The 7,787-nt window shown below is 64.8% G+C and carries 6 protein-coding genes; 3 read left to right on the top strand and 3 right to left on the bottom strand.

Annotated features, from left to right (window positions below):
- Together AAGA68_09365 and AAGA68_09360 are read right to left on the bottom strand one after the other, a co-directional pair.
- On the bottom strand, positions 1–234 hold a 234-nt coding region (locus AAGA68_09365), incomplete at its 3' end, for a transposase (GenBank protein MEM9385254.1).
- Between the two features lie 97 nt (positions 235–331).
- Positions 332–1,012 (bottom strand): hypothetical protein, encoded by a 681-nt coding sequence (locus AAGA68_09360; GenBank protein ID MEM9385253.1) that lies wholly within the window; start codon positions 1,010–1,012, stop codon positions 332–334.
- Positions 1,013–1,233: 221 nt separating this feature from the next.
- On the opposite strand from AAGA68_09360, the gene AAGA68_09355 reads away from it, so the two are divergent.
- Together AAGA68_09355 and AAGA68_09350 are read left to right on the top strand one after the other, a co-directional pair.
- On the top strand, positions 1,234–3,225 hold the full coding sequence (locus AAGA68_09355) for a radical SAM protein (protein MEM9385252.1): 1,992 nt from the start codon (positions 1,234–1,236) through the stop codon (positions 3,223–3,225).
- A gap of 11 nt (positions 3,226–3,236) precedes the next feature.
- Positions 3,237–5,201 carry a radical SAM protein gene (locus AAGA68_09350; GenBank protein ID MEM9385251.1) on the top strand — a complete coding sequence of 655 codons (1,965 nt, stop codon included), beginning with the start codon at positions 3,237–3,239 and terminating at the stop codon, positions 5,199–5,201.
- Here AAGA68_09350 and AAGA68_09345 read toward each other — a convergent pair.
- Positions 5,177–7,171, bottom strand: a complete 1,995-nt coding sequence (locus AAGA68_09345) for a radical SAM protein (GenBank protein MEM9385250.1) — start codon at positions 7,169–7,171, stop codon at positions 5,177–5,179. The two genes, AAGA68_09350 and AAGA68_09345, sit on opposite strands and share 25 nt — an antisense overlap.
- 324 nt (positions 7,172–7,495) lie before the next feature.
- Here AAGA68_09345 and AAGA68_09340 point away from each other — a divergent pair, with 324 nt between their 5' ends.
- Positions 7,496–7,774, top strand: coding sequence for a phosphopantetheine-binding protein (locus AAGA68_09340; GenBank protein MEM9385249.1), 279 nt, complete (start codon positions 7,496–7,498; stop codon positions 7,772–7,774).
- The last annotated feature ends 13 nt before the right edge of the window (positions 7,775–7,787 follow it).

The raw sequence follows: 7,787 nt of genomic DNA, 5'->3' as shown, positions 1-7,787 counted from the left end.
GCCATAGACGCGTTGCTCAATCAGTTCGCGCAGACCATGGCGAACTCGCTCCTGACAGCGATCATCACGAACACACAGTGCCAGCGCTTCGATCAACCCAAGCTTGCGGTCGCTAGCCTTCAGCAGAATCGCACCCCCGTCCGAGCTGCTGTGCGGGTGGTCAAATCGCGCCGTGAGGGGCTTGCCAAAGCCTGTGTTGAACAGTGCACCCTGCGCTGTGGTAACGTCGACCATTGGAAGGCCTTCTTTGTGTCCGAAAGTGCTGTGTCGTAACACCTTTCTAACACATCGAGGCCTTCTTCTCTTTTGGCTCATGAATAATCCAGGCTAGCTAGTGGGCCGCTTGCGCTGCCGCAGGCCGGAACGGCGGAAACACCTCCCTGAGTTCGTTCTCTCGCGCCAGGTAGTTCATCACCATGTGCGAGCGCTCCTGCAGGGGCGAGTCGTCTTCGTCCTGTCCCTCGCGCGCGTGGATCGGGTGCAGCTCGACGCCGCTGCCGCGCCGTAGCGCCAACGCATTGGCCCTATCGCTATCGTTGTGTGAAACATAATAAAGGTGGTGGCGCGTGTCGGTGGGGTAGCTCTCCAGCATCTCCGCCAAGCGTTCAATGCCGTTTGGATCGGCGGCACGGGCGATCTCCAACCCAAAGGCGAACACCTCGCGCACGCCGAGCAGGTGCCCGAAGAGGCAAGCGGCGTACGCTCCCATCGAGTTGCCGACGCAGAAGACCTCCTCCACGTGCGCCAGGCGCTCCAGCAGCTTGCGCTGCCACGCCATCAGCGACCAGATGTCCCGCAGCTCACCGCCCACTCCGCGCGCGAAATTCGCGGTGTAGGGGTCGCGCAGCAGTACCAAGTTGCGCTTGGCCAAGCCCGATTTGTGCAGGAAGATCATCGAGGGCATGCCCGGTTGGCCTTGTGCACCTGCAAACACGAAGAATAGCTGGGCGCACTTAGGCCGCACACGCAGCACCACATTGCCGCCAAGATGTGACTTTCCAAACGGTTCCATGCGCCTATCCCCCGGTAGCGCGCTTGCTTTTCGATGATGGGCTGAGGCACACGGGCCCACGAGCAACGCCTAGGTGCACCGCCGCATCTCCGGTCTCCCGTTGCAGATGACACGCTGCATCACCAGGATCGCCAACGAGCACTGAATATCTTTCGTTGCAGCGGGATCAAGGGCAACGGTAGCATCGAGGTAGGGCCCAAAGGCAGTGCCAGGGAGCGACAATGCCCGCCCGTAAGAAGAAAGCTGTTCTCGTTCATCTCAACGACTTCGTCAGCGTAACGCCGCTGGTCGGTGGCTACCTCAAGGCGTATGCGCTGCAGGACGAAGAGATCCGCGCGAACTGGGATATCGAGCTCTACAACCGCTACGTGCAAACGCCCGCCTCGGAGCTTTTGAGCGAGCTGTACGAGCGCAAGCCTGATCTGATCGGCTTCAGCGTCTACACCTGGAACGTGGGGCTGGTGCTGCGCCTGCACGAGGCGCTGCGCCACGTGCTTGGGCCGAGCACCCAGTATCTGCTCGGCGGCGTGGAGGTGATGCACCTCGGTGAACGCTTCCTGCAGCCGCAGTGGGAGAACACCTCGATCTGCAACGGCGAAGGGGAGCTCACCTTCCTCGAGGTCTTGCGCCATCTCGCCAGCGGCGCGCCCGCCCTGCACGAGGTAAACGGGCTCTCCCTGTACCGGGACGGCGCCTTGATCACCACCCCGCCCAACGCGCGCATCCGCCACCTCGCGGACATCCCATCGCCTTGGCTTAGCGATATGTTCGCCGACGAGGATATGCGCGAGGTGGCCCTGTTCGAGACCAACCGAGGCTGTCCCTACGCGTGCGAGTTCTGCTACTGGGGCGGCGCCGTGGGCCAGCGCGTCACGCGCCTGGCGCTAGACCGGATAAAGGACGAGCTCACTTATATTGCAAAGAAGGGCACCAAGGTGCTCGCCTTCTGCGATGCCAACATCGGTTTGCTGCCGGAAGATGTGGCCATCGCCGAACACGTCGCCATGCTGCGCAACAGTCAGCGCGCGCCCACCCGGGTGATCATCAATTCGGCCAAAAACCGTATCGATCGGGTGGAGGAGATCGCCAAGGTCTACTACCGGGCGGGGCTGCTCACCACGCAGGCCATCACCCTGCAGAGCACGAACGATCTGGCCTTGAAGCAGGCCAAGCGGATCAACAAGAAGGACGACTACCTGCAGCTCATGGAGCGCCTCAACAAGTCGGCCGTGCCCACCTTCGTCGAGCTGATCTGGCCCATGCCGGGGGAGACCCTGGAGACCTTCAAGGCGGGCATCGACGACCTATGCCGCCGTGGCGCACCCTCCTTTTTCGTCCACCCCCTGCAGTGGCTGAACAACGTGGGCTTCTACGAGCGACGCGATGAACTCGGCGTTGCCACCCTGCGCAATGAAGACCCCCTCTCCGCCACGGAAAACGTGATCGGCACCAAGGAGGTGAGCTACCCGCAGTACCTCCAGGGCATGATGGTGATCTTCTCGCTGCTGCTGCTCTACACGAGCCGCGGCCTCTACACCACGATGCACCTGCTCAACGCCCTGAAGATCGCACGCTTTCGCGATGTGCTCGATGACTTCGCCGGGTGGATGAACGCCCGCCAGCACGAGGCCGACGACCCGGTTACGCAGATGTGGCAGGACGGCCACGCCCACTTCGAGACCATGTGCAAGGGTGTGTGGCCCGGCACGGTGCTAGACGGCGTGCTGCGCGAGCACCGCATCGCCTTCGATCGCCTGCTGCAGGAGTACGCCGAGCACCGCTTGATGCAGTTACCCCTCGGCGAACACGCCGAGCTGATCGCCGCGGCAGTCGAGTACGACCACCTCACCCGCCCCTACATCTACCTCACTCGTGACCTCGAGCTCGGCGTCGCCTTGGCGCACATCGAGATCTTGGCGATGAAGCGCGGCACCTGGTCGATCCTCAGTCCCTACGACTTCCCCGCGCTCAACCAGGCGGCCCGCGAAGCGACCGGACTCACGCCGGCGCTGCTGGCCAGAAAGCCCGTGACGATCAAGGTCGATCACCGCATCGGGTCCTTGCTGCCGCTGCCGAGCTGGCGTGAGCTCGATTACCACTGGTTTGCCACGGGCACCGTGCGCGCCATTATGCGCCACGAGCCGCGGTGCTCCACCACGCCGCCCACCGGCCCCCAACGCGAGGCGCCGGAACCGATCGCCGAGGCGCACTAGGCGCAACGCTCGTGAGTCGCCGGCGCGCCGTACTCATCCACTTGGACGTGATCCGCAGCGTCACGCCCTTGACCAGCGGCTACCTGAAGGCGATGGCGCTGACCGAGCCGGAGCTCGCCCGCGACTGGGACATCGAGCTCTACAGCGCACACGTCTCCACCCCGGCCTCCCAGATCATCGCCGACCTCGCCCGCAAGCGCCCGCAGCTCGTGGGCTTCTCCGTGTACACCTGGAACGTGCGCTTGGTCCAGCGCCTGCTGCCAGCCCTGCGCGCCGTGCTGCCCGCATCCACGCGCTACCTGCTCGGTGGCGTGGAGGTGATGAACCTCGGCCAACGCTACGTATCGCAGGATTGGGAGGACGTGGCTGTCTGCAACGGCGAGGGCGAGCTCACCTTTCGCGACTATCTGCTAGAGCTTGGACAGAGCCGACCCGCCCTGGAGCAGGTACCCGGGCTGGCCTTTTGGCGCGATGGCAGCTGGATCGCCACGCCAGCGCAGGCACGCCTTCGCCAGCTCGATGACATCCCCTCGCCTTACCTCACGGGGGTCCTGCAAGTGCAGGGCGTGGACGCGGCCCTGCTGGAGACCAACCGAGGGTGTCCGTACCAGTGCGAGTTTTGCTACTGGGGCGGGGCCATCGGTGCGCGCGTCAACCGCTTCGACGAGGAGCGCCTGAAGGAGGAGATCACCTACATCTGCCGGGAGGGCGCACGCACGATCTACTTCTGCGATGCCAACTTCGGCATGCTGCCGCGCGACCTAACGCTGGCGGAGCACCTGGTGCGTTCGCGCGAGCAGTATCGCTACCCTGACCACGTTTCCTTCTCCACGGCCAAGAACAGCGAGAAGCGCGTGGAACGGGTGGCCAAGGTGCTGATCGACGGCGGCCTCATGAACGTGCACTCGATCTCCTTGCAGACCATGAACCCGCAGGCGCTCGACGTCGCCAAGCGCAGCAACATCAAGGCGGACAGCTACGTCGCCCTGCAGCGGCGCCTCAACGAATGGGGCGTCTCCTCCAACGTGGAACTCATGTGGCCCCTGCCAGGGGAGACGCTCGAGTCCTTCAAGGACGGCATCGACGCCCTGTGCGCCATGGGCGCCCAGGCCTTTCAGATCTACCCCTTGCTGTGGATCAACAACATCGGTTACCGCGAGCGCGGCGACGAGCTCGGCGTGGTGACGATGGCCGAAGACGATCCCGCCGGCGGCGGCGAGATCGTCGTGCAAACGCGCGAGGTCAGCTACGCCGATTACCTACGCGGGCTGCAGTTCGCCACCGCGATCTTCCTCCTGCACGATTGCCGCGGCCTGTACGTGACCATGCAGCTGCTGCACCACCTCGGCCTCGCCACCTTCCGCGAGGTGGCCGATGCGTTCGTCGAGTGGATGGAAGGCCGCAGCGACTCTGATGAGGAGGGTCTCTTCGGCCTGTGGCAACTCGGCAAGCGCCAACCGGAGCGGGTGCTGCAGTACATCTGGAAGGGCGTGCTCGCCGACGCCGCCCTCCACGCCCACCGCGAGCAGCTCGACCGGTCCCTGCGCGACTTTCTCCTCAGCCAACGCCCTTGGCTGGCGCGACCGGAAGATCGCAAGCAGATCGTGGCCGCCCTGGAGTTCGACCTGCTCTCTCGCCCTTACCCCTTCCTGCAGACCGCCCTGACCCTTGGCGTGGAGCCCGAGCAGATCGCCATCAGCAAGCGCCGCAGAGGCATCTGGGAAGTGACCTCGCCCTACGACTTCCCCGCGTTCATCGATGCCCTGCGCGGGGTCGACGAGGGCGGCGAGCCGCACGGCACGGCGCATCTGTTAGAAGCGCTCTCGGCCGGGCCCGTGGAGCTGCGCATCGACCACCGCCGCGGCCTCGCCTTTCGCAAGGAGCGCAGCAGCGATGACATTCATTGGCACCTCTACCGCATGCTGCGCGGCATCCGCAAGACCGAGGCGCGCTACACCTGCGCCGAGACCGCCTGAACCGCGCCGTCGCTGCTCACTTCCGGCTCCAGGTTGCCGATCTCGCGGATCGCCTGGTGCATGTGCCAGTGATGCTCCTCTTCTTGCTTGGCCGGCAGCTGGCTCACCTGGCGTGGCCGATGGTTGATGCTGATGTCGCGCGGCGCGCGCAGCAGATCCTCGGCTGACGCTTCGCCGCGCGCGCGAAAAGCGTTCACGATCCGCGGCAGATCGAAATCCGACTGGGCCACCCAGTGCCCGCGACGCTTGCGCGCTACCTTCAGCGCGGTGCAGGACACGCCGAGCTCGAAGCGCGTCTGCAGGAATGGGAAGGGCCGCGAGAGAAGATCGAACTCGAAGGCGCTGCGCAGCAGCTCGCGGTCGTCCTCGCCCAGATCTGCGGTCCAGTCGGACCAATGCGCGTCGACGAAGGCCTCGAGCAACTTGTCGAAATCGGCGCGGGCGCTGTGCAGCGCTGCGTAGGCGATGGCCCCGCGCCACACGTAGCTGATCATCTGCTCGAAGCGGCCTCTGCCGTCCTGCCACAGGCGCACCACCGCGTCGCCCTTCTCGCCGGCGCCGCCCTCTAGCGCGGCACAGCGCGCATCCATGAAGGCCACGAAGTCATCGAAGACCTTGCGCGGCTTGGCCACGCCCAGGTGGCGCAGCACCAGGAGGGTGGCGAACATGCCGCGGCAGTTGTGCAGCAGGTAGACGGCCATGGCGAAGAGCAGGCCGTGCACGTACTCATCGAAGGTGACTTCAGCGGTCTGAATCACCACCTGACCGCCGCTGGCGGGATCGTCTTCGCGCAGGGTGACCACGCCGTACTCTTCGGTCTTATCCGCGTAGCCCACGTTGTTCAGCCACAGCAGGGGGTAGACCGTGAAGGACTGCGTGCCCATGGCGCACAGGGCGTCAATGCCGTCTTTGAAGGATGCCAAGGTCTCCCCCGGCATCGGCCACAGGAGCTCGACGAAGGACGGCACGCGCCACTCGTTGAGCCGGCGCTGCAGGCCCACGTAGGTCTCCGCGCGGATGTTGTCGCGGCTCGCTTTGCGCAGCGCGGCCTCGTTCAGGGTCTGCAGTGAAATCGATTGGTTATGCAACAGCTTGCCCTGGGTGAGGATGCGGGCCACCTGCTCCACGCGGTTGGGGTTGTTCTTCGCCGTGCTGTAGGCTACCCGCTGGGGCGCGTTGTAGTCGTGGCGCAGCTTGGCGATATGCTCGGCGATCTCCACATCGCGCGGCAGCATCCCGAAGTTGGCATCGCAAAGGGCCAAGGTCTTCGACCGGTGGCGTGCCAGGTAGGTCATCTCCTCCTTGATCCGATCCAGCTCGAGCTTGTGCACGCGCTCGCCCACGGCACCGCCCCAGTAGCAGAAATCACAGGCGAAGGGACAGCCGCGGTTGGTCTCGAAGAGCGCCACTTCGGCAAGATCCTCCGCCTCGAAGTAGCCCGCCAGAAAGGGGGACGGGATCTGCGCAAGCTTGGCCAGGCGCGGCCGAGGCGCCGTGCTGTGCCACTGGCCATCGCGCGCGAAGCTCAACCCGTCAACCCGTTCCAGGGCCAGATCGCCCGTGGTTACCTCGAGCAGGTAATCGCGAAAGGTGGCCTCGCCCTCGCCGTTGCACACGGCGACGTTCTCCCACGTGGGATCCAGGTAGCGCTCGGCACAGCGCATCACCTCCACGCCGCCCAGGATGAACTGCACGTGGCGCGGCAGGAGACCGCGCAGCGTTCGCAGCAGGCGCAGCACGAGCCCCACGTTCCAGCTGTACACGCTGAAACCGATCACATCCGGGCGACGGGCCAGGATATCGCCGAGGATCTGGCTGGCGGGCACGTGGTAGTACGCACTGTAGAGCTGGATATCCCAGTGCTGGCGCACCGTCTCGTGGCTGAGGGCGTAGGCCTTCAGGTACCCCCCCACCAGGGGGCTAACCCGCACCAAGGCATTGAGATGTACGAGGACAGCTGTGCGCTGCATAGGCTCGCTCGCTACGCTACCGGATCCGTCGGCGGCACGGCGCTACGCTGGCGCCTGGCGCTCGCATTATTTGCACGGCGTGCAGCATCGCATCGCACCAACCGTTTCCGATGGCGCCACGCCTGGCACGCGCGCTTGCCTAGCAGAGTGGCACGACGATTTGCGGGGAGCAAGCGCCTCGGCGAGGGGCGACCCGCGAGGGTTGGTTCACTATGCGGCACTGCACGGCACTTGCCGCCAAGTGAGCTTGTTCGTATCTTGGCATCGTCGCTAGCAGCGATCCCCGAGACCACTGGAAGGCGGCAAGCCAGGAGGCGAACCCAAGTGCCGGACGATGTAGGACAACAAGAATCAACGCTGGATCGCCTGCGCACGCTCATCGCCGAGGAACTCGACGTCCCCTTGAGCGCCGAGCAGATCGAGGCGGACACCCCCCTGTTCAACGGCGGCCTCAACCTGGATTCCTTCGCCGTGGTGGAGCTGGTGACCTTGCTGGAGGATCACTTTGACTTCGAGTTCATCGAAGACGATTTGAAGCCCGACAGCTTCGTGGACGTGCGCACCCTCGCCGGCGTGATCGAGCGCTCACTCGAGCAAAGCTAACTTTCCTGTTCGC

The sequence above is a fragment of the Pseudomonadota bacterium genome (assembly GCA_039193195.1).
Lineage (GTDB): Bacteria > Pseudomonadota > Gammaproteobacteria > Steroidobacterales > JBCBZW01 > JBCBZW01.
Note: the sequence above shows the minus strand (reverse complement) of the source record. Positions and strands in the feature narration are given on the sequence as shown.

Coding starts and splice junctions, on each gene's coding strand:
- AAGA68_09360 (MEM9385253.1), bottom strand. CDS start 1,012: ATGGAACCGTTTGGAAAGTCACATCTTGGCGGCAATGTGGTGCTGCGT.
- AAGA68_09355 (MEM9385252.1), top strand. CDS start 1,234: ATGCCCGCCCGTAAGAAGAAAGCTGTTCTCGTTCATCTCAACGACTTC.
- AAGA68_09345 (MEM9385250.1), bottom strand. CDS start 7,171: ATGCAGCGCACAGCTGTCCTCGTACATCTCAATGCCTTGGTGCGGGTT.